Source organism: Rhizobium sp. PvP014 (genome assembly GCF_017876855.1).
GTDB classification, from domain to species: domain Bacteria; phylum Pseudomonadota; class Alphaproteobacteria; order Rhizobiales; family Rhizobiaceae; genus Neorhizobium; species Neorhizobium soli.
Genome location: NZ_JAGIOT010000002.1, coordinates 1,389,094 through 1,410,179, shown reverse-complemented (window position 1 = coordinate 1,410,179; position 21,086 = coordinate 1,389,094). Strand labels below are relative to the sequence as shown.

Genomic DNA, 21,086 nt, shown 5'->3' with positions numbered 1-21,086 from the left:
CCGTTTCAGTTCCTGTTGCGGATCTGCGTCAGCGTTTTGGCCGGCGTGATCGCTTCCGGATCGAGCCTGATTTCGATGATGGCCGGCTTGCCGCTTGCGCGGGCCCGAAGGTAAGCGGGACCGAAATCCTCCGTCTTCTCTACCAGTTCGCCATGCCCGCCGAAGGCTTGCGCATAGGCGACGAAATCCGGATTGACGAGATCCGTTGCCGAGACGCGGCCGGGGTATTCGCGCTCCTGATGCATGCGGATCGTGCCGTAGATGCCGTTGTTGACGAGGACAGTGATGATCGGCAATCCGTAGCGGACGGCGGTGATAAATTCCTGCCCGTGCATCATGAAGCAGCCATCGCCGGCAAAGCAGACGACTTCACGATCCGGAAACAGCTGCTTGGCGGCGACTGCTGCCGGAAGGCCGTAGCCCATCGATCCTGATGTCGGTGCCGACTGCGTGTTGTATTTCCGGAACCGGTGGTACCGGTGCACCCAGGTGGCGTAGTTGCCGGCGCCGTTGGTGAAGATCGCGTCAATCGGAACGTTTTCCTCGATCCAGGCCATGATCGGTCCCATGTGGACGTTGCCGGGGCCGCTTTTCGGGGGCGTCGACCACTTCAGATAGGAATCATGCATCGACGACTTGCGCTCGGTCCAGAGCGGCAGTGCCGGCGGTTGCAGATCCTTGATGGCCGCAACGAATTCCGCCGGTGCCGCGCAGATCGCCAGATCCGGGCGGTACATCCGGCCAAGCTCTTCCGGATCCGGATAGACGTGGATCAGTGTCTGCTTGGTGTAGGGAATGTCGAGCAGGGTATAGGAGGAGGACGGCATTTCCGACATGCGGGCGCCGATAAGGATCAGCAGATCGCTATCCTTGATTTCATAGGCAAGCGCCGGGTTGATGCCTATGCCGACATCGCCGGCATAGGATGGGTGGAGGTGATCAAACAGCATCTGGCGACGGAAGGAGCAGCCGACCGGCAGCTTGAAGCGGCTGGCGAAATCCTGGAAGTCTGAAACCGTCTTCTCGTCCCAGCGGGTGCCGCCGAGGATTACCATCGGCCGCCTTGCATTGCGCAGCATCTCGTCGAAGGTCGCGATCTGGCTCTTGCCGGGATGGCTTTCGACCGGGGTATAGGGGCGGGCCTGAACCGCCTCGACCGCTTCCGTCAACATATCCTCGGGCAGCGTCAGCACGACTGGGCCGGGGCGGCCGGAAGTGGCGACGGCAAAGGCGCGGGTGACGAATTCCGGAATACGGCGGGCATCGTCGATTTCGCCGACCCATTTGGCGAACTCGGTAAAGGCGCGGCGGTATTCGACTTCCTGAAACGCTTCGCGTTCCTTCATGTCGCGGCCGATCTGGCCGATGAACAGGATCATCGGGATCGAATCCTGTTTGGCGATGTGGAGACCGGCAGACGCGTTGGTGGCGCCGGGGCCACGGGTGACCATGCAGATGCCGGGTTCGCCCGTCAGCCGCCCCCAGCTGTCCGCCATCATCGCCGCGCCGCCTTCCTGGCGGCAGACGAGAACCTCGATACCGCTTTCATAGAGCGCGTCGAGCACGGCAAGATAGCTCTCGCCCGGAACGCAGGACACTCTGCTGACCCCGTTTGCCTTCAGTGCCTCGACGATCAGTTCTCCACCCGTCTTCATCGATTGCGTTCCTTCTCGATCATGTTCAGTTCGGCAAGAATTTCGGCCGTATGCTCGCCCACGTTCGGGCTTGGCCGGTAATAGGCAAGAGGCGTCTCCGATAGCACGATCGGGCTGCGGACGCCGGGGATGACAGTGCCGTCGGCTGCCTCGAGATCCACACGCAGACCGCGCGCCTTGACCTGGGGATCCTCGAACATTTCACCGATCGAATTGATCGGTCCGACCGGCACGGCACTGTCGCCGCAGGCGGAGAGGAGCTCGGCCTTGGTCCACTTGATCGTCTCGGCGATCAGTAGACCGCGGACCTCGATCCTGTGCGCGACACGCGCCTTGTTGGTGGAAAACCGCTCGTCATCCGCGACGTGCTCGATGCCGAGAATTCGGCAGAAGCGGCGGAACTGGCCGTCATTGCCAACGGCGAGAATGATGTAGCCGTCCTGCACGTTGATCACCTCATAAGGCGAGATGTTCGGATGGGCGTTGCCGAGGCGGACCGGCGAGATGCCTGATATCAGGTAGTTCATGTTCTGGTTGGCAAGGACCGCCGACATGACATCGAGCAGCGCCATGTCGATATGCTGGCCTTCGCCCGTCCTCATGACGTGGATCAGCGCGCTCTGGATGGCGGTGACGGAATAGATGCCGGTAAAGATGTCGGCGATGGCGACGCCCGACTTCATCGGCTGGCCGTCGGGTTCGCCAGTGATCGACATGAAGCCGGACATGCCCTGGACGATATAGTCGTAGCCGGCAAGGCTCGCATAGGGCCCGTCCTGGCCGAAACCGGTAATCGAGCAATAGACCAGTTTCGGATTGATCGCCTTCAGGCTCTCGTAGTCGAGCCCGTATTTGTTGAGGCCGCCGACCTTGAAGTTCTCGATCAGGACGTCCGACTGCGCGGCGAGGCGGCGGACGATGTCCTGGCCTTCTTCGGTCTTGAGATCGACCGCGATCGACCGCTTTCCCCGGTTGGTCGAATGGTAATAGGCGGCAGAGAGGTTTTCGCCGTCGACGCTTTCGACGAAGGGAGGGCCCCAAGCGCGGGTATCGTCGCCGCCGTCAGGGTTTTCGACCTTGACCACATCGGCACCCATATCGGCCAGCATCTGGCCGGCCCAGGGGCCTGCGAGCACGCGGGCCAGTTCGAGAACGCGAATGCCGGCAAGCGGCGGCTTTTTCTTGGGCTCATCCATGATCAGGGGCTTACCACTGTGTTTTCGCTGTTGGTGACGGGCTTAAGCGAGGCGGCGCGGCGTTCGCGCCAGATGATGTAGAGGCCTGACCCGATGATGATGGAGATGCCGAGCCATTTGACCGGATCCGGGAAATCACCGAACACCAGCCAGCCCAACAAAGTCGCCGAGACGATCTCGAAATACTGCAGCGGCGCAATGACGGAGGCGGGCGCGGCGCGATAGGCATAGACGGCAAGCAGGCCGGAGAGGGCAGCGACCGTGCCGACGCCGACCATCCATGTGGTCGTCGTCAAATCGGGGATCGACGGGGCCATGAATTCGATGCCGCTGACATGACCGATCAGGAGGAGGGCACCTGATATCGGAATTCCCCAGAGCGACATCTGAAACTGCATCGACCATGGGTTTTCGCGATGGGCGAGCGCCCGCGTCATCAGGGCGAAGACGGCGACGCCGAAAGCTGTGACCACGGGCAATACCGCGATATAGCCGATTTCCTGAAAGCTTGGGCGGATGACGATCATCGCGCCCAGAAAACCAACGCCGCAGGCGGTGTAGCGCCTCCAGCCGATGATTTCCTTGAGGAAGATCGACGACATGACGGTGAGGATGATCGGCTCGACGAAGAAGATTGCGACGGCATCTGCGACTTCCATCACGGCAAGCGTTGCGACGAAGCAGATCATCGACAGCGTGATCACCGCCGCGCGGATGGCGTGATAGAAACTGAGCTCCCAGGAGAAATTGCGCCACGACCCGGTCCACAGCACGATCGGCAGCATGCAGAGGCCTTGGACGACGAAGCGAACCATGGTGATGAGCGTCGGCGAGGCAGCGTCGGTCGCAAGCTTGGAAAACACGTCGATCAGCGGCGTGATCAGCATGGCAAGCAGCATCAGGCCCATGCCGGCGGAAATGCCGGACGCTTGCAGAGCAGGTCTCGTATGCGCATGCGGTGACGTCATGGCAAAGCTATACCTTCGGCATTCTCCGAGCGCACTTGAGGAAATGTCATGAACTCATTCCGTTTGCGTGCGGGTATCGCGCGACGGATCTGAGCGACGCGAGGTGAGCGTTTTCGCCCATTCGGCGAAGGCGTTGGTCGCGCGGTCCCGGACGCGATCGTTCAGGGTCTCGTGGCGGGTTTGCGGGTAGATGATCGTCTCGACATTGTGCATGCCGCGTTTCTGGAACCTGTCCGCGAGCCAGCGGATGGCGCGCCCTCCATCCGTCGCCGGATCGTCCGTGCCACCGACCAGATTGACCGGCAAGTCGGCGGGCAGGCGGTCCAGAAGCGCGGGGCCCCGGTAGGACATCTCGAAGATGTCGAGCCAGAGCGAGACGCTGGCATCGAAGCCGCAGAGCGGGTCGGCGATGTAGGCATCGACTTCGGTTTGGTCGTGGCTCAGCCAGTCGAAATCCGTATGATGGCCGGGGATCGATTTTCCCCATGCCCCGAAAGTGAGTTTCGGCAGATGCGTGCTTGGAACATCAGACCCTTTTAGCGCGCGCTCGACAAGCAGAATTGCTTGGGCACCGCGCCCGGCGAGGCCTGGATTGAAGTTGGAGTTCCAGACGGCAATCCCGTCGAAGGCCTGCGGATAATCGATCGCGGCATTGAGGGCGATGAGGCCGCCCATCGAATGCCCCAAGAGAATGATCGGCAGGCCCGGATGCCCCTTGGCGGCGAGATCGCGAACCGCTTTCACATCCGCGGTCACGATGCTTGCACCGTCCCGCAAGGCAAATCGGCCGATCGGTAAGCCGGGTGCCGTGGTCTCGCCATGGCCGCGATGGTCGGGCGCATAGACATGAAAACCGTGCGTCGCCATCGCCTCGGCAAACCGCCGGTAACGGCGGGAATGGTCGGCGAGACCGTGCAAGACGAGGATGACGCCACGGCCGTCCGATGTCGCGGGTTGATAATGAAATGCTAGGCGCGCGCCCGTCGAACTATCGAGCCAGTTGGTTGTGTCAAACATCGCTATTCCTGCGGCACCGACGCTGTCAGTCGCTTGTCCTGCCCGGCCGCTTCTCCCGTTCGATCTTTCGCAGAGGCAATCCGGTAGCGCAATGTTAATTCAAGCTAGGTAAGCCGGTGCTGAAGGGCAAAACGCAGGTGGCTTCGAGGATGGCTGGCGCGAGGAGAGGCGAGGCAGGCGCGTCATCGACGCGGCAGGAAGGATCGCTTCTGCGGATCTTTTTCGTTGTCTATCTGACGGCACTCCTTTTGCTGCTACTCGACCTTTCCGATGGACGGCTGTTCTTCGCGGATGTGGATGATGTTCTCCGGGGCGTTCAGATTCGCCATCTGTTATCCGCATCCGGGTTCTTCTGGGACCTGACATTGCCGATGATCGACAGCCCAGGGATCTACGTCTCGCCCTGGTCTCGTCTCGTCGACCTTCCCTATGCCGGCCTTTCGCTTCTGCTGACGCCGCTGCTCGGCCGCGACGGCGCCATCTCCGCGTCCCTGTTGATCTGGCCTCCGATGCTGCTTTCGGTCTATGGGCTGTTTGTTGCCATGATCTGGAAACGCATTGCTCCGATCACCGAGGGGATTCGTTATCTCCGGCTGGCGGCTGGGACGTTTGCGATGCTGTATGCGGTCTTCGAATTTTCGCCCGGTCGGATCGACCATCACAATTTTCAGATCGTTGCACTGATGGCTGTCGCTTACGGTCTTGTCCGCTTCGATCGTATCGGCGGTATCGTTGTCGGGGTAGGCACCGTCATGTCGGTCGCCATCGCACTCGAAGGTCTGCCGTTCCTGGTCATCATGTTCGGCGGACTTGTTGTGGCATTCGTCGCAGGGGCGACCAGGGCGGCCGAAACGCTCTCGGCGGCGTCGGCCACAATATGTATCGCCACTGTTCCAACAGCTTTGGTACTGCTTGGCGCCTCAGGTACGATGTCGACGCAGTGCGATGCGTTTTCTGCACCCTATATCGGTCTTCTTGTCGGTCTGTCCGGCACATCCTGGATTGCCTGCAGATGTTTCGCGGATGCATCCGGCTGGGTAAAACTGCCCGTTCTTGCCGCTGCCTCGATCGGCGTCATCGTTGCAACCGGAATCTCTTTTCCTGAATGCCTTGCGGGCCCCTATGCCGGGATGGATCCGCTTGCAAAGCAGCTATGGTTCGACCGGGTGCCGCAGGAGCAAGGACTGCTCCATTATGCAGGCGGCTCGCCCTTGCCGGGCATCTTGTTGATCGGTATTTTCCTCACCATACTGGCTCTTGCGGCGCCACGGGTCTTGCGTGAGGTTCGCGCCGGTAATCCTGCCCTTGCGATCCTGTTCGTCACCGCACTCGTCAGTGTGCTTCTGGCAACCGGTCTGCTTCGCTATATCCGCTTTCCATTCGTCTTCGCCGCACTTTTCGTGCCACTGGCGCTCCGCCATATCGATCAGACATCAAGGCAGCCCGGCCGAGCGTCAAGGACCTTGTTCAGCGTCGGGACCGGCGTCTTTCTGCTCATGGTCGGTCTCTGGAGCCTTTCGCGGCCACAAACGATACACGGCGATGCCGTTCAGGCGATGACCATCGACGACTGCAAGGCCGGCGACATGTCCGCTCTCACAAATCTCGGCCAAGGGCATCTTCTAGCACCCCCGACACTTGCCATGTCGGTGCTGAGGAACCCGATGCCTTCAGGACTAACAGTCGGGCCGATCCCGTTTCACCGGGCCTCACGCGGGATGGCGAACGCCTATACAGCCTTCATCACAACCGACCCAGAGACGCGTCGCGAAGCGCTTGCACCGTTCGATTATGTGGCGGTCTGCCGTTTCCCTGCGCAGGCTGAGCCTGGATCGGCGCCGCTCTACGATGCATTGTCCGCGGGCAAGGACTGGCCCGGTCTCGCACGGCTCGAGACCGGTCGCGCAAATCCGTTTCAGCTTTTCCGGATCGACCACGCAAACCTGCGCTAGAAAGCCTCCGGTCCCACGATTCCGTTCGGAAAGCGCATGGTTTGCGCCTCGTATGCGTTGCTCCCAGGCCCGTCTTCGCCTACATAGCGGGCAAACAAATTCCCCGGAGCACATTTATCCATGGCACGTCAGTTCATCTATCACATGTCGGGGCTGAACAAGTCCTACGGCGCCAAGAAGATCCTCGAGAACGTCAACCTGTCCTTCTATCCGGATGCCAAGATCGGTATCCTCGGTCCGAACGGTGCGGGTAAGTCGACGGTTCTGCGCATCATCGCCGGACAGGACAAGGAGTTCACCGGTGAGGCCTGGCTCGCTGAAGGTGCGACCGTCGGCTATCTCGAGCAGGAACCGCATCTCGACCCGACGAAGACGGCTTTCGAGAACGTCATGGTCGGCGTCGCTGCCAAGACCGCGGTGCTCGAGCGCTACAACGAACTGATGATGAACTATTCCGACGAGACCGCCGACGAAGGCGCCAAGCTCCAGGACGTCATCGACGCACAGAACCTCTGGGATCTCGACAAGCAGGTCGAAATGGCGATGGAAGCGCTACGCTGCCCGCCGAAGGATTCGGACGTCACGCTGCTTTCGGGTGGTGAGCGTCGCCGTATCGCGCTCTGCCGTCTGCTTCTGTCGCAGCCGGACCTGCTGCTCCTCGACGAACCGACCAACCACCTTGACGCCGAGACCATCGCCTGGCTCGAAAAGCACCTGCGCGACTATCCCGGCGCCGTGATGATGATTACCCACGATCGCTACTTCCTCGACAACGTCACCGGCTGGATCCTCGAGCTCGACCGCGGCCGCGGGATTCCATACGAAGGCAACTACTCGGCTTACCTGCTGGCGAAGGCCAAGCGCATGCAGCAGGAGTCCCGCGAAGATGCCGGCCGCCAGAAGGCGATTTCGCGCGAACAGGAATGGATCGCCTCCAGCCCGAAGGCCCGTCAGGCCAAGTCGAAGGCCCGTATCAAGGCCTACGAACAGCTGGTCGATGCTGCCGACGGCATCCGTCCCGGCGATGCGCAGATCATCATCCCCGTGTCCGAGCGTCTCGGCCAGGTGGTGATCGAGATGGAAGGCATCAACAAGGGCTTTGAAGGCCGCACGCTGATCAACGACCTGTCGATCAAGCTGCCGCCAGGCGGCATCGTCGGCATTATCGGCCCGAACGGCGCCGGCAAGACGACCCTGTTCAAGATGATTACCGGACAGGAAAAGCCGGATGCCGGTTCTGTCCGCATCGGTGAAACCGTGCATCTCGGCTATGTCGACCAGAGCCGCGACGCTCTCGACGGCAACAAGACGGTGTGGGAAGAAATCTCGGGCGGTGCCGAAGTCATCAAGCTCGGCAAGTTCGACATGAACTCCCGCGCCTATTGCGGCGCTTTCAACTTCAAGGGCGGCGATCAGCAGCAAAAGGTCGGCAACCTGTCGGGTGGTCAGCGTAACCGCGTTCACCTTGCCAAGATGCTGAAGGCCGGCGGCAACGTTCTGCTGCTCGACGAACCGACCAACGACCTTGATACGGAAACGCTGGGTGCTCTCGAAAGCGCGCTCGAAGCGTTTGCCGGCTGCGCGATCATCATCAGCCATGATCGCATGTTCCTCGACCGGTTGGCGACGCATATCCTCGCATTTGAAGGCGATGGCCATGTGGAATGGTTCGAAGGCAACTTCGAGGATTACGAAGAGGACAAGATCCGTCGTCTTGGCCCTGATGCTCTCAATCCCGGCAGCCAGGCTCACAAGCGCCTGACGCGCTAACTGCGAAAGACGCAGTTAGAAGCTTACAAAACCCGGGGTCGTCCCCGGGTTTTTTTGTAGGAATGCCTGCTCAGCTTCTGTTGCGTCTTGCGTGGCAATTTGAAATCACATAAACATATCTTTATATGTTGATTGTGAAGGCGTGTTGTATGGGGTTGGTCCTTGATGAACTGGTAGATGTGCTGAAGACAGCAGGGGAGCCCACACGGTTTCGTTTGCTGGTGCTTTTGGCCGCAGGCGATCTGACCGTCACGGATCTGACCGAAATTCTAGGTCAGTCCCAGCCGCGGATTTCGCGTCATCTCAAGCTGTTGACCGAAGAAGCGCTGATCGAGCGATACCAGGAAGGCGCCTGGGCTTACTTTCGGCTGCGTCAGGAAGGGAACGGCGCCGCACTGGTCCAGACTTTGCTCGCCTCCGCTTCGCAGGAGGATCCGGTCCTCGTGCGCGACCGCGAGCGTCTGACAACTGTGAAAAACGAGCGCTCGGCGAAGGCGCAGGAGTATTTCAGCCGCAACGCTTCGCAGTGGGACGAGCTTCGTCGTCTGCATGCGAGCGACGAGACGGTCGAAGAGGCGCTGCTGCGGCTGATCGGCCCATCGCCGGTTGATTCGCTGCTCGATCTCGGCACGGGAACGGGCTGGATCCTGCAGTTGCTGGCAAGCCGCTATCGCCGCGCGATCGGTGTCGATGCCAGCCGCGACATGCTGGCTGTCGCCCGATCCAATCTCGACGATGCAGGTATCGTCAAGGCATCGGTCCGGCACGGCGACATTCTCAATCCGCCTGTCGAAGGCCAGGATTTCGATCTCATCACCATTCACCAGGTGCTGCATTTTCTCGACCGGCCGGATCTTGCGATTGCCGAAGCTGCCCGCATGCTGCGGCCCGGCGGACGATTGCTGATCGTCGATTTTGCGCCGCATGCGCTGGAGCATCTGCGTGACGAGCACGCGCATCTGCGCCTCGGTTTTTCCCATCAGGCGATGAACGAGTGGCTGAACAGAGTTGGCCTGGACGTCCAGAAGGTGATCGACCTCAGCCCGGGCCGGGAAGGCGCGCTTACGGTGACCGTATGGCTTGCCGGCGACCGTCGCCTGCTGATGGCGAAAGCCGACACACCCGCTCTCGCCGAAACCGTTATCTAGGAGCCTGATCATGGATACACCCGCAGCCAAGGCCCCGTTCAAGCTCTCCTACGAGTTCTTTCCGCCGAAGTCCGATGAGATGCAGACGCAGCTCTGGGAAACGGTCGATGCGCTTGCAGCCTTCAAGCCGGAATTCGTCACGATGACCTATGGCGCCGGAGGCTCCACGCGCGAGCCGACGCTCGCAGCGGTTCAGCGTATGATCAACGATGCCAAACTCCAGACCGCTGCGCATCTGACCTGCGTCGATGCCGCGCGCGAGGAGGTGAAGTCTGTTGTCGAGGAGTACCGGGCAGCGGGCGTTCGTCGCATCGTCGCGCTGCGTGGGGATTCGAGCGCAGGCGTCGGCGCGGCCTATACGCCGCATCCCGACGGGTTCTCCGACACGGCCGATCTCGTTCGCATGCTGGTCGAGTATGGCGACATGGATATTTCCGTCTCTGCCTATCCGGAAATGCATCCGGAAAGCCCGAGCATGGCCGCCGATATCGATACGCTCAAGCGCAAGGCAGATGCAGGTGCCAACCGTGCCCTGACGCAGTTCTTCTTCGACAACGAAGTGTTCGAGCGCTATCTCGAGGCCGTTCATGCGGCGGGCATCACCATCCCGATCGTGCCCGGTATCATGCCGATCCAGAACCTGACTCAGCTGAAGCGTTTTGCGGGCCGCTGCGGCGCCACCGTTCCGGCGTTTCTCGATGCCCGCTTCGAAGGTCTGGACGACAAGCCTGATGATCGTGCCAAGGTGGCGGCCGATGTCGCGGCCGAGCAGATCGCAGACCTGATGCGCCGCGGTCACGATCACTTCCATCTCTACACGATGAACCGCGTCCCGCTGGTCTCAGGTGTGCTGGAACGGCTTGGCCGGCATCCTGACAAGAATGCAAACGTCGGTAACGCTGCGTAGCGCCGACAATGAAAAAGCGCATGTTCCATGCGGGAACATGCGCTTTTGTAATGCTGCCGATTATCAAACGGTCAGTCCGAGGTATCACCGGTCACCGGTTGCATGCGTTGTTTTGGAATGCGTCTAGATGAACAACATCGAAGCGACGAACACAAACGCAATACCAACCACCAGGACATTGAGAGGGTAGGTTCTTCCCATGTCTGCCTCCTTGCGTTGACTGACAGAGTTTATGTCTGTTTCATGGCAAATGGAAAGAGGGAAACTGTGCTGCGGCGCATCAAGATGCGGCCGAAACCGACCGATCATTTTCCATCTTATTGATTTGACAACGGAAAGCCCCGTTAACGGAAGTTTTCAAAGTGTTAAATATCTCGATCAGGCGGTTAACAACATCGTATTGGGCGTGGACTATCTCGCCGTTGTGCGGGTGCGAAGGATTCGCCCGTCCAGCAGAAGGAGGCCCGCGCAGATAACGGCCATGCCGGCAATATCCGTCCATTCCAGTCGCTCGCCGAGAAAGAATACGCCTAAGAGAATGGCGCTCGGAGGGATGAGCAGCGTGACGAGCGACGCGTTGGTTGCGCCTGCCAGCGCCAGGACCTTGAAGAAGATCAGGTAGCCAAGTGCGGTCGAGAGCAAGGCCAGCGCCACGATGGCCAGGATCGCCTGTGTGGACGGTGTGGCGAGCGCCCATGGCTGGTCTGCCACCAGCGAGACCGGTAGCATCATCAGGCTCGACGCCGTGAGCTGTCCCGTGGCCGTCACCGGTGCCGGCAGGCCGCGAAAGCGTTTGCCGTAGGTGCCGGCGATACCGTAGGAGATCGCAGCGCAGATGGGCAGCAGCAGCGCCCAGAGCGGCGCCGCCGTATCCGTGATCGTGCTCGGGCCGATCAGGATGCAGGTGCCCACAAGGCCAGCAGCGCATCCGGCAAGCTTTGCCCCGGTCAGCTTTTCGTCCGACGTCCACTGGTTGGCGATGATGACGGTCCAGATCGGCGTCGTCGCGTTGAGGATCGAGGCAAGGCCTGCGCCGATCTCCGTCTGGCCGAAGAAGATCAGCGTGTGCGGCAGAGCGTTGTTGAGGAAGCCCATTGCGACAAAGGCGCGCCAGTGGGTGGCAAGGATGGAGTAGGTTCCGGTGCGGCCGTGCAGGTAGATGTGGAGAGCGAGCGCCGCAAGACCGAGGCGCAGAAACACCAGAGTGAACGGCGGTACTTCCTGGACGGCGATGCGGGCGAAGAAGAACGAGCCGCCCCAGAGAAGGCCGAGCACGAACAGCAATGCCCAGGCGACGGGGGTCAGTCTGGCTGCGGCGGATGACATGGAATGCCTTTATTGATGCTGCTCGAAGAAAAAACGGGCGGCGGTCAGCCCGCCACCCGTTTCATGTCATGTGATGCAAGGCCCGCTGATCAGAGCGCGGACAGCAAAGCCTGGGTCGGCCAGCCGTCGGCCGGCATGCCGAGGCGCGCCTGTTCCTTCTGGACGGCAACGCGCGTGCCGGAGCCCAGAATGCCATCGATCTTGCCGACGTCATAGCCATGCGCCTGAAGCTTGGTCTGCAGTGCCTTCATGCCCGTATCGTCGAGACCCGGTTCCGGGTTGCCCTTCAGGTAAGGCGGGGCGCCGGAGAGGCGGGTGGCGAAATAGGCGGCAGACGTCGTGTAGATGAACGACTGGTTCCACTGCAGGTAGATACCGAAGTTCGGATAGGTTAGGAACGCGGGTCCCTTGCGGCCCTGCGGCAGAACGAGTGCTGCCGGCAGGTTGCCAAAGGACGTGACACCATCGCGCGGCGTGACACCGTAGGAGAACCATTCGCTGGCGGGGATCTCGTTGCCGAGGCCGCTCTTTTCGAAGGGCAGGCTTTCCGGCAACGTCACTTCCTGGATCCAGGGCTGGCCGGGCGTGAAGCCCATGCTCTGAATGAATTTGGCCGCCGTCAGGATGGCGTCGGGACCGCTCGTCTTGACGTTGATGTGGCCGCTGTTGTCGCCATCGACGCCGTGGGCGATGATGTCTTCCGGCAGCATCTGCACCTGGCCGATTTCGCCGGCCCAGGCGCCGGTGTTGGTGGCCGGGTCGAGATCGCCGTGCTGGACCATTTCGATCAGCGCGATCAGCTGCGGCCGGAACAGGCCCGGACGGCGGCAATCATGCGACAGCGTGACAAGCGCGTTGCGGGTGTTGAAATCGCCCTGAACGGCACCGAAATCGGTTTCCATCGCCCAGAATGCGGTGATGACTCCCGGCGCAACACCGAATTCGCTCTGGGCGCGGCCGAACACGTCCGAAAGCTGCTTCATCTTCTGACGACCGATATCGAGGCGGCCCTGGCTGACGGTGCGCTGCGAGAATTCGAGGAAGGTCTGGCGGAAGACGCCCTGCGCGCGGTCGCGTGACAGAACCTTCTGGTCGATCTCGGCGCCTGCAAATGCCTGATCCGCGGCGGCAGCGGTAGCGCCGGCTTTGATCGCGTCAGCCTTGACGCCGTCGAGGAAGGTCGCAAGATCGCCGCCGCAAGGTGCTGCCGGAATTGGCGGAGCGGTCGGCTGAGTGGCTGTCTGGGCAAGGGCGGTGGAAGAGAGGCAGGCGGCGAGAGCACAAGCCAAAGCTGCGCGGCGGACAAGTGTCGAAGACATCAGCGGTTTCCTAAAATCGATTTCTTCCGCGCGACATGGTCACTGGTGGACATGGGCGCAGACCCTCAGGTCGCGCCGGTTTTAGCGTAACGTCAGATACATTGCCAGAGAGCTTGTGCGGGTTAGCACATCAGTCGGCCGACGCAATAAACGTCTTCCACGCTTTGCTGTTTCCGGCAAAGACATTGATATCGGTTGCGCCTTTGACGCCCGGGACAACGCCTGTTGCCGTGTATTGCCAGAACGCCCACTTGCGGTCCGTATAGATCTTGGTCGGATGGGCGGCGACCGAGCGAACCCAGAAATGGTAGTTGGGGAAGGCGCCGACGAGGTTGTCGCGGTGGAAATCGACCGACGTGTAGATGATCGGCCGCTTGCCGTAGTGGGCCTCGATCCTGTCCATGAAGCGTTTCATGCTGGCCCGCACGGTCTGCGGATCCGGCTTCAGCTTGCAGGTGGGCGAGGCGTGGTTCCACTCCATGTCCAGTACCGGCGGCAGCATGTTTGCTTCCTTGGGAACATTGGCGATGAACCAGTCTGCCTGATCTTCCGGTGTCGAGCAGAAGTAGTAGAAGTGATAGGCCGCGTGCGGAATGCCCGCATTGGCGGCGTTGCGCCAATGGGTGGTGAAGGCGGAATCGATGCGGTCCTTGCCCTCGGTTCCCTTGATGAAGACGAAGGCGACGCCGGATTTCTTCACCGTCTGCCAGTCGATGTCGGTGCCGTTCCATTTCGACAGGTCGATGCCGTGAACCTCGTGGCGGCCCGGATGGTTGGCGCCGAAATCCTGCGGATCCGTGTCCTTGAACTTCATCTGCCGGACAGAGCCAGTATCGACCAGATCGTAGCTTGTGGACGTACAACCGGACATCAGAAGCGCGGCAGACAGGACGGCAGCAGAAAGAACGGTTGGAAGCCGGGGCATGAAGGTTCCGTGTTAGGGCAGAGACAAAGAGCCTTGTCCGCGATCGAGTGGGCAAAAGGGAGGCGTAGCGTCCCGTTTACCATAAGCTCGTAAAAATTCAGTTAGAAAGCAAGATCTGGAATACGCTTAGTGATTATCCCCGGCGGCGAAGGATCGCCCGCCAGGCATAGCCGCTACCGATCACCTCGAACATCATGTCGGCCTTTGCCGGTGCGAGACGCTTTTCCAGCGCCTGTTCGAGAGTGGCGCGCGGGGTCACATGAAAGCGGGCGAGCCAGGATTTGAGCGCAGATCCCATGACGTTCGGCAGGTTTTCCTGCTGTCCGAAGTCGATGATATGCAGCGACCCTTGAGGCGACAGCGCCGCAAGGGCGGCGTCGATCGCCTTCTCCCAGTCTGGGATCATCGACAGGGCGTAGGAAATGAGGATCCGGTCGAAACCGTTGACGCCGAACTCCTCCGCCGTGAATGTCGTGGCATCTGCGACCTTCAGAATAGGCTTTATTCCTGTGCCGCGGAAATTCGCGTCTGCCGTCTGGAGCATCTGCGCGGAGATATCGAGGCCGTAAAGTTTCGCGTTCGGGAAAAGCTTGTGGGAGAGGAGAAGGTTGCGGCCGGTTCCGCAGCCGACTTCCAGCACGCTTCCTCCGACTGGCGGGGCAAGGCCTGCGATCGTGCCATCGCGTCCCAGGAGATAGTATTTGCGGGTGAGGTCGTAGATATGCCGCTGGTAGCGGTACATCCGATCCATCCTGCCGGCATGGCCGATCTCTTCGCGATTGGCCGGTTCGAGGTTGCCTGCGTCGGTCTCTGCCATCAGTCGGCCTTCGCGTAGACATGGAAGCCGCCGTAGATGGCGGAGCGGTCCTGCAGGTTGAGGGCCTGCGAGCGCGCGTCGAGATAGGTCCAGCGGGCGGCAAGCGAGGGCGAGAGGCGCCCCTCGATGACGCTGCGCTCGGCGGCCGTCCGGAAGATCACCCGGGCGCCGACAGCGGCCGTCCGGTCGATCTCAGACCAGAGGTCGTTGATCTGCTGGTCGTTCATCCAGTCCTGCGCGTCCAGCAAGACGTAGCGATCGATTGAGCCTGCCGTCTTGCGCTTGAGGAGAGCGGTGAAACTCTCGTGGTGAACCGCGACCCGGTCTGTGGCGGCACGGATCGCCTTGTAGTTGCCGGCCTTGAGATAGGTGGGCAGCGTGCCTTCGTGGGCGGCGGGATAGCGGCGGACGAACGCCTGCCAGGCGAAATAATTGTCCTTCAGAGGAAAATGACAGGCGAGCTTTTCGAGACGCTCCCGCAGCACGGTCGCGATTGAGCCGTTATCGCTGCCGCCGGTCGCCATGCCGGCCAGCTCGTCATATTGCTGCGGCGGAATGCCAAGTCCGAACAGCGAGCTCTTGTTCGAGGTAATCCAGCGGACCAGTTTTCTGTCGAACAGGGGCGCGATCTCTTCGTCGAAGAAGCGGCGCTGATCTCGGACCGATTTGGTCTGCGCCATCTTCGTCAGATCGACGCCATGCAGGCGCGCCAGAAGGTGTCCCGCGGCGATGAACCGGCCGAGAAGCCCGGTGCGGTAGATGTTGCGGTCGAACACGGAGACGCGGCGACGGCCGGTGATAGACCGCTTCTGCCAGTAACTGCGGGTTGCGCGATCCAGATGCGACGCGATCAGTCTGTCGAAGGTGACGCTGTTCGATCGTGTACCCTGCGCCGAGAGAAACCTGACGACATCCATATGGCTCGGCAGATGACGGAATGCCGCGAGCTTCAGCCGATTCAGCGCGACATGGTGGGGGTTGAGATCCACGACATCGATGCTGCGCGGATTGCGGGAGAGGTAGGCCAGCATATTGCAGCCACCGGAGCCGATGGTGACGATCGCATGCTCCGATGAGAGCTCCATTGCTTCCATGTCGACGTCTGGATCTTCCCAGATCTGAGGATAGACGAGACCGGAAAACAGGAGCCCGAACAGCCGTTCCGACAGCCCTTCGCGCGAAAATAGTTTGTGCTGGAGCAGCGCATCCTTGAGCTTCTGATTGCTGGTGAAACCGGTTTCCCTGACGACGTCGGCCATTGCGTCTCTCGCTGCGTGAATTATTTCGCGATCTGTAGAACGCAGGCCTAAACCCGGCATGCTACAGCTGGATGACGCGGGCTGTTGGTGAACAAGGACATTTGACATATGCGCCTGATGAAGCGGATCGTGACGGGAACTGCCGGGGCATTGGTACTTGGTATCTTCGGGGGACTGGCGTGGATCACCATTGCGCCGCCGCAACTGCTTCGGGTCGGAAGCGGCTATGCGGCCAAGATCGTCTGCTCCAACGTGTTTCTGGCCGGACGCGATCCGCAAGAGGTGCTGGCGAGCGACGTGCAGGCGCCGGGCAACCCGCTGCTCCTGATGATGCGGGTGACCGTCGACCGCGATGCCGGTCGGGTCGATGCCGGGCTGCTTGGCTTCATCGGAACCAATCAGGCAACCTACAGGCCTGGCCTCGGCTGCACCGTTTCGCCGGATGGTTCGGCGTTGCCGCAAGTCGCGCTGCCGCCGCGATCATCACCTTCCGTCGATGAAGCTCCGGCCTGGCCGGTGGGGCAGGGGGTCGAACGCGATCCGCGCGTGATGGCGGTTCTAGAGGATAAGGCACTGACCGGGCCTGGCATGCGGGCGGTGGTGGTCGTCAAAAACGGGCGCATCGTCGGCGAGGCTTATGGAGAGGGCTTCTCGAAGGACACGCCGTTGCTGGGATGGTCGATGACGAAAACCGTCAATGCGGCGCTGATCGGCACATTGATGAACAGCGGCCGGATGTCGCTCGGAGATCGTGATCTTCTGCCCGCGTGGAGCAACGACAAACGACGCGAAATCACGCTTGCCAACCTTCTCGCCATGGAAAGCGGGCTTGGTTTCAACGAGAATTACGGTGCCGTCGCCGATGTCACACGGATGCTCTACCTCGAACCCGACATGGCCGCCTTCACGGAAACGATCCCGCTCGAGGCCGATCCCGGTTCGCGTTTCAGTTACTCGTCGGGCTCCAGCGTATTGCTGTCGAGGATCTGGATGGACAGGATCGGTGATCGCGCGACGGCTCTTGGCTATCCATCCAGGGCCTTGTTCGATCCGCTCGGCATGACAAGTGCTGTCATGGAGCCCGATGCGGCAGGGACGTTCGCCGGCAGTTCCTACCTCTATGCGACCGGGCGCGACTGGGCGCGGTTCGGGCTGTTTCTGGCGCGCGACGGAGTGTGGAACGGGACGCGTCTGCTGCCGGACGGCTTCGTGCGGCTGATGCAGGAGCCGAATGCGCACTCGGGCGGACGGTTTTCGAAGATGCAGACGTGGCTACCAAAGCCAGACGACGTCGCTCTGCCTGAAGATACGTTCTATCTGCAGGGCCATGACGGGCAGACCATCGCTGTCATGCCGTCGGCGGATCTCGTGGTGGTGCGGCTTGGGCTGACGCCCCGGTCGCTGGGTTACGAACCGGGCTTGCTGTTCGGCGCCGTTGCAAAGGCGACCGGTGTCGTGGGGCTCTGATCGGCCTTCAGCACATGCAGCATGTCGCGGCGCTTGGCGTCGTAGTAGTAGCCGCGGGCATAGAGGCGGATGGCGTTGTCGTTCTTGTTGTCGGCAACGAGCCAGGCGCCGCGGAGATATCGGATCGCGTATTTGAGATTGGTCTCGGCGTCCAGCAGGCCTTCCGGCTTGCCCTGATAGCCCATCGACTTCGCGGTCGAGTACTTGATCTGCATCAGGCCCCAGTAGCCATTCTTGTGGTAGGCCTTGGGATTGTATTTGCTTTCGCGATGGACGACGCGGTGCACCAGCGATTCCGGCACGCCGTAGAGACCGGCATAGCGCTTGATGAGCTTCTTGAGGTCTGCAGGTGCGTTCGACGCGGTATCCGGCATCGGCTCGCCGGGAGCCGCCGGAAAGTCCTTGATATTGCCCATGGCCGAGACCGCAGCCACAGCGCGGGGAGCGGCTGCATAGGCAAGCGTGGAGCTTGCGGCAGCCGGCGTTGCAGCACCAGCAATAGCGCTCGATGTAAGCGTGGCTGGACGGGGTGTCGGCACGACCGATTGCAACGCCACCATATCCGGCGTCAGTTCTTCCTCGTCGAGCGCGATGGCCTGCGCTGCTGCCGGCTGGATCTGGCCAGACGCAACGGCGGTCGCTACCGGCGGCGACACGAGACGGCTCGACTTCTGGGTCATGACCGAACCGGCTGCCGGCTTGAGCGGCTGCGCCGAAGCAAGGCTCACGGGCTGGACCGCGGTTGCGATCGGCGGCGGCGTGAAGGCAACGATCGGCGCCATGGTCGGAGACGCCATGGCGGCATTCTGAGCCGATACGGTTTCTACGGTCGGCGGAACCGGAACGGCAATGCGACCGCTCTTGGCGATCTGCGCCATTGTCTGGCCGGGCGCCATTTGTTGAGATTGATCGGCGGCGGAAGAATTGTACTGGATGACGAGCTGACCGTCAGCTGACGTGGTCTGAGACGGCTGACCGGACGCGACTTTTGTATCGCGCTCAACGCTGGAGCATCCAGCCAGAACGGAAGACATCGCAAGCGCCACAGCAGCTCTACGGCTGACGAATCTGACCACCGTCATCAGGTTGCTCTCATTTGAAATGGTTACCGTACCCGCCAAAAAGTCACCGATTGTGGATTTCCATTAACGTATAAGGCGGCGCCCGGCAAGTCGAAGGACGCTTTCTGTTTCCTCAAGCAGCGATTCGCCGGAAACCAGCCGTCACGGCACGCCTGGCGATGAATACCGTGCCGGGCTTGTTCAAGGCTGGATTGCGCCTCGAAAATCGCTTTGTGCCCCGCAGCGCAAGGCTGGGGATGAGTGCCTGTGCCAACGCACTGCCAGCGATGGAGGCGAGAAAAATCGCCGTCAGCACTTCGGCCTGGAGCGAGAGCGACAGCGAAGGGCGCAGAAACTGTGCAGTCAGCGCGGCAAGAATGATCGCGTATCTGGGGGTGCGAACGCATCGAACGAAGACGTCTGCGAAGATCCGGTCAAACCGCCGCGTCGGCAGATTGTCATTGTCGGCGAGCGGCGCGCGGACCTGTGGGTCCTGGAAGCACCAGAGTACATAGACCATGGCGTAGGCGATGCCGACCCAGCCGATCGCGGTCATTGCCGATGGCGCGTAGAAACAGACAAGCAGTAGCGGCGCGAGGCCCGCGGTGAAGGCGAGACCCACTCCCAAGGCCAATGCAGGGACCGTCACGACTGCGCTTAGACGGCCGCGCTGCTTGGAATAGAGCGCGACTGTCCTCGTCAGCGGGTTGGGAAGGATGACGAGGGCCACAGCGGTCGCGGCAAATGCGAACCATGTTTCGATCGTCATCACATTCCTCCGGAGCCCACGGCTCTCGTTTGTCGCTCAGCGCGACGCGTTATACGGTTTCGTAGGGCTGGCCGATATGGTCCATCACCTCGCCGAACCATTTTGCCGTCAGATCGAAATGTTTTCCACCCTTGATTCTTGGAAATTCGATGGTTCTCAGTTTTCCGCCCTGGTCTTCATCATGGCCGGTGACTCCAGACACCTTGTTGAGAGCGCTTTCGACCGCAAGATCGACCATGCCCTGGATGAGGCGAAGGTCATCACCATTGGCCGGGGCCGAGCGGGCGAAATAGCCTGACTTCTGGACCATCGAGCGTTCGGCACCGATCAGGCCGGCGAACTGGTTCTGGAACCAGCCGCCAACATTGATCGTGTCGAGCTTCACATGGCCGAACGCATCGCGCTTGACGGTGTCGCCGGCGGCTTCCCGTTCCGCGATGATCGTATTCATGCCGGCACCTTCCGAGACGAAGATCGTCACGGTGCCGCGTTCTTCCATCACGCGCTTCAGGCGTGCCGACTCTTGTTCGAGATCGAACTCCAGTTCCGGCAAATAGAGGCCATCGATGCTTTTCAGCTCAGCATTCATCATGAGGCCGTCGACATACTCGTTGCCCCGGCTCTGCTCGATATAGGCGCGCGCCGTTGCAGCCGTCAGCCAGCCGCAGTGGCGCCCCATGACTTCGTGGATCACGAAGGTGCGGGGGGCGGCGGTCTGCTCGTTGCTGACATTGTCGAAGAAACGCGCGCCGACTTCGGCCGCCGTCCAGGCGCCGAGCGACTGGCGGATTGGCACGACGTCGTTATCGACGGTCTTCGGAAGACCGACGACAGTGAGATCATAGCCATTTGCGCCGAGGTAGGCTGCGAGATCGGCTGCCGTCGTGTTGGTGTCGTCGCCGCCGATCGTGTGAAGGATCGTCACGCCGTCCTTGGCGAGCCGTTCGGCTGCGACCTGCAGTGGGTTGTCGCCTTCCTTGACGAGGCCACGCTTGACGCAATCGGCGGCGTTGGTGAGCTTGACGCGGCTGTTGCCGATCGGCGAGCCGCCGTAACGATGAAGGAGAGGAGCCTTTTCACGCATCTCGGATGTGATCGCGATGCTGTCGCCCAAGAGCACGCCCTGGTAGCCGGAGCGGTAGGCAATGATGTCCAGATCAGGGGCAACATCCGAGTAGCGCTCGATCAATCCGCCGACGGCAGACGAGAGGCAGGGCGCAAGGCCGCCGGCGGTCAGCAGTGCGACTTTCTGTTTGGACATCGATCCTCCTTGATGCGCTCAGGCGCAAGAAACTGACAAAACGGGATGAATGGATGCGACACCAGCTAGAGCCTGTAAAGTGAATTTCTCAAGAAAATTCCGTCGCTTCGAGGTTTTTCCTGTCCGTTCCCCGATCTAATCGTTTCAAAGAAATCACGGGCCATGCGGGCTGCCGGGGTACGATACGGCGGGTCGTTTGCATCAGCGTTTCGACCCATTGGTCGTCCACGACTTTGTGCCGTTTCTGGGCAGACCGGGCTTCCAGCGCG

17 protein-coding genes are annotated in these 21,086 nt (G+C 61.1%); 5 read left to right on the top strand and 12 right to left on the bottom strand.

From position 1 onward, the window contains the following. Positions 1 to 5 precede the first annotated feature (5 nt). The 4 genes from J3A65_RS11425 to J3A65_RS11410 are packed head-to-tail and all read right to left on the bottom strand — an operon-like array spanning position 6 to position 4,836. A complete protein-coding gene (locus J3A65_RS11425; protein WP_209901282.1) occupies positions 6 to 1,655 on the bottom strand; it encodes a thiamine pyrophosphate-binding protein in 1,650 nt (549 codons plus the stop codon). Continuing rightward, positions 1,652 to 2,851 carry a CaiB/BaiF CoA-transferase family protein gene (locus tag J3A65_RS11420; RefSeq protein WP_209901280.1) on the bottom strand — a complete coding sequence of 400 codons (1,200 nt, stop codon included), beginning with the start codon at positions 2,849 to 2,851 and terminating at the stop codon, positions 1,652 to 1,654. The genes J3A65_RS11425 and J3A65_RS11420 overlap by 4 nt, the downstream gene beginning before the upstream one ends. A gap of 2 nt (positions 2,852 to 2,853) precedes the next feature. Beyond that, positions 2,854 to 3,819 carry a DMT family transporter gene (locus tag J3A65_RS11415; RefSeq protein ID WP_209901277.1) on the bottom strand — a complete coding sequence of 322 codons (966 nt, stop codon included), beginning with the start codon at positions 3,817 to 3,819 and terminating at the stop codon, positions 2,854 to 2,856. A 54-nt stretch (positions 3,820 to 3,873) separates the two neighbouring features. Beyond that, on the bottom strand, positions 3,874 to 4,836 hold the full coding sequence (locus J3A65_RS11410; RefSeq protein ID WP_209901275.1) for an alpha/beta hydrolase: 963 nt from the start codon (positions 4,834 to 4,836) through the stop codon (positions 3,874 to 3,876). Positions 4,837 to 4,985: 149 nt separating this feature from the next. Here J3A65_RS11410 and J3A65_RS11405 point away from each other — a divergent pair, with 149 nt between their 5' ends. The 4 genes from J3A65_RS11405 (at position 4,986) to metF (ending at position 10,613) form a co-directional block, all read left to right on the top strand. Continuing rightward, positions 4,986 to 6,788, top strand: a complete 1,803-nt coding sequence (locus J3A65_RS11405; protein ID WP_209901274.1) for a hypothetical protein — start codon at positions 4,986 to 4,988, stop codon at positions 6,786 to 6,788. A gap of 120 nt (positions 6,789 to 6,908) precedes the next feature. Continuing rightward, entirely contained in the window at positions 6,909 to 8,558 is a 1,650-nt protein-coding gene (gene ettA, locus J3A65_RS11400; protein WP_062456108.1) for an energy-dependent translational throttle protein EttA, read from the top strand. A 149-nt stretch (positions 8,559 to 8,707) separates the two neighbouring features. Next, complete coding sequence (locus tag J3A65_RS11395; protein WP_209901272.1) at positions 8,708 to 9,706, top strand: metalloregulator ArsR/SmtB family transcription factor; 999 nt, start codon at positions 8,708 to 8,710, stop codon at positions 9,704 to 9,706. 10 nt (positions 9,707 to 9,716) lie between these two features. Beyond that, positions 9,717 to 10,613 (top strand): methylenetetrahydrofolate reductase [NAD(P)H], encoded by an 897-nt coding sequence (gene metF, locus J3A65_RS11390; RefSeq protein ID WP_184653441.1) that lies wholly within the window; start codon positions 9,717 to 9,719, stop codon positions 10,611 to 10,613. Positions 10,614 to 11,024: 411 nt separating this feature from the next. On the opposite strand, the gene J3A65_RS11385 is transcribed toward metF, so the two are convergent. The 5 genes from J3A65_RS11385 to J3A65_RS11365 all read right to left on the bottom strand — a co-directional run bounded on the left by J3A65_RS11385 (position 11,025) and on the right by J3A65_RS11365 (position 16,259). After that, positions 11,025 to 11,939 (bottom strand): DMT family transporter, encoded by a 915-nt coding sequence (locus tag J3A65_RS11385; RefSeq protein WP_209901270.1) that lies wholly within the window; start codon positions 11,937 to 11,939, stop codon positions 11,025 to 11,027. Positions 11,940 to 12,028: 89 nt separating this feature from the next. Next, positions 12,029 to 13,258, bottom strand: coding sequence for a lytic murein transglycosylase (locus J3A65_RS11380; RefSeq protein WP_192086331.1), 1,230 nt, complete (start codon positions 13,256 to 13,258; stop codon positions 12,029 to 12,031). 130 nt (positions 13,259 to 13,388) lie between these two features. Continuing rightward, positions 13,389 to 14,183: a GH25 family lysozyme gene (locus tag J3A65_RS11375; RefSeq protein ID WP_062456127.1), complete on the bottom strand. Its 795-nt coding sequence runs from the start codon at positions 14,181 to 14,183 to the stop codon at positions 13,389 to 13,391. A 133-nt stretch (positions 14,184 to 14,316) separates the two neighbouring features. Continuing rightward, positions 14,317 to 15,000, bottom strand: a complete 684-nt coding sequence (locus J3A65_RS11370) for a class I SAM-dependent methyltransferase (RefSeq protein WP_113110672.1) — start codon at positions 14,998 to 15,000, stop codon at positions 14,317 to 14,319. Next, on the bottom strand, positions 15,000 to 16,259 hold the full coding sequence (locus tag J3A65_RS11365) for a DUF3419 family protein (RefSeq protein WP_209901268.1): 1,260 nt from the start codon (positions 16,257 to 16,259) through the stop codon (positions 15,000 to 15,002). The genes J3A65_RS11370 and J3A65_RS11365 overlap by 1 nt, the downstream gene beginning before the upstream one ends. 108 nt (positions 16,260 to 16,367) lie before the next feature. On the opposite strand from J3A65_RS11365, the gene J3A65_RS11360 reads away from it, so the two are divergent. Continuing rightward, the gene (locus J3A65_RS11360; RefSeq protein WP_209901266.1) at positions 16,368 to 17,726 is read left to right on the top strand and encodes a serine hydrolase; all 1,359 of its coding nucleotides are present in this window, start codon (positions 16,368 to 16,370) and stop codon (positions 17,724 to 17,726) included. Here the strand turns inward: J3A65_RS11360 and J3A65_RS11355 are convergent. The 3 genes from J3A65_RS11355 to J3A65_RS11345 all read right to left on the bottom strand — a co-directional run bounded on the left by J3A65_RS11355 (position 17,666) and on the right by J3A65_RS11345 (position 20,817). Next, positions 17,666 to 18,808 carry a lytic transglycosylase domain-containing protein gene (locus tag J3A65_RS11355; protein ID WP_245341519.1) on the bottom strand — a complete coding sequence of 381 codons (1,143 nt, stop codon included), beginning with the start codon at positions 18,806 to 18,808 and terminating at the stop codon, positions 17,666 to 17,668. The two genes, J3A65_RS11360 and J3A65_RS11355, sit on opposite strands and share 61 nt — an antisense overlap. A gap of 112 nt (positions 18,809 to 18,920) precedes the next feature. Continuing rightward, a complete protein-coding gene (locus J3A65_RS11350) occupies positions 18,921 to 19,556 on the bottom strand; it encodes a hypothetical protein (protein ID WP_209901264.1) in 636 nt (211 codons plus the stop codon). A 49-nt stretch (positions 19,557 to 19,605) separates the two neighbouring features. After that, positions 19,606 to 20,817: a pyrophosphate--fructose-6-phosphate 1-phosphotransferase gene (locus tag J3A65_RS11345; protein WP_062456140.1), complete on the bottom strand. Its 1,212-nt coding sequence runs from the start codon at positions 20,815 to 20,817 to the stop codon at positions 19,606 to 19,608. Positions 20,818 to 21,086: the final 269 nt, after the last annotated feature.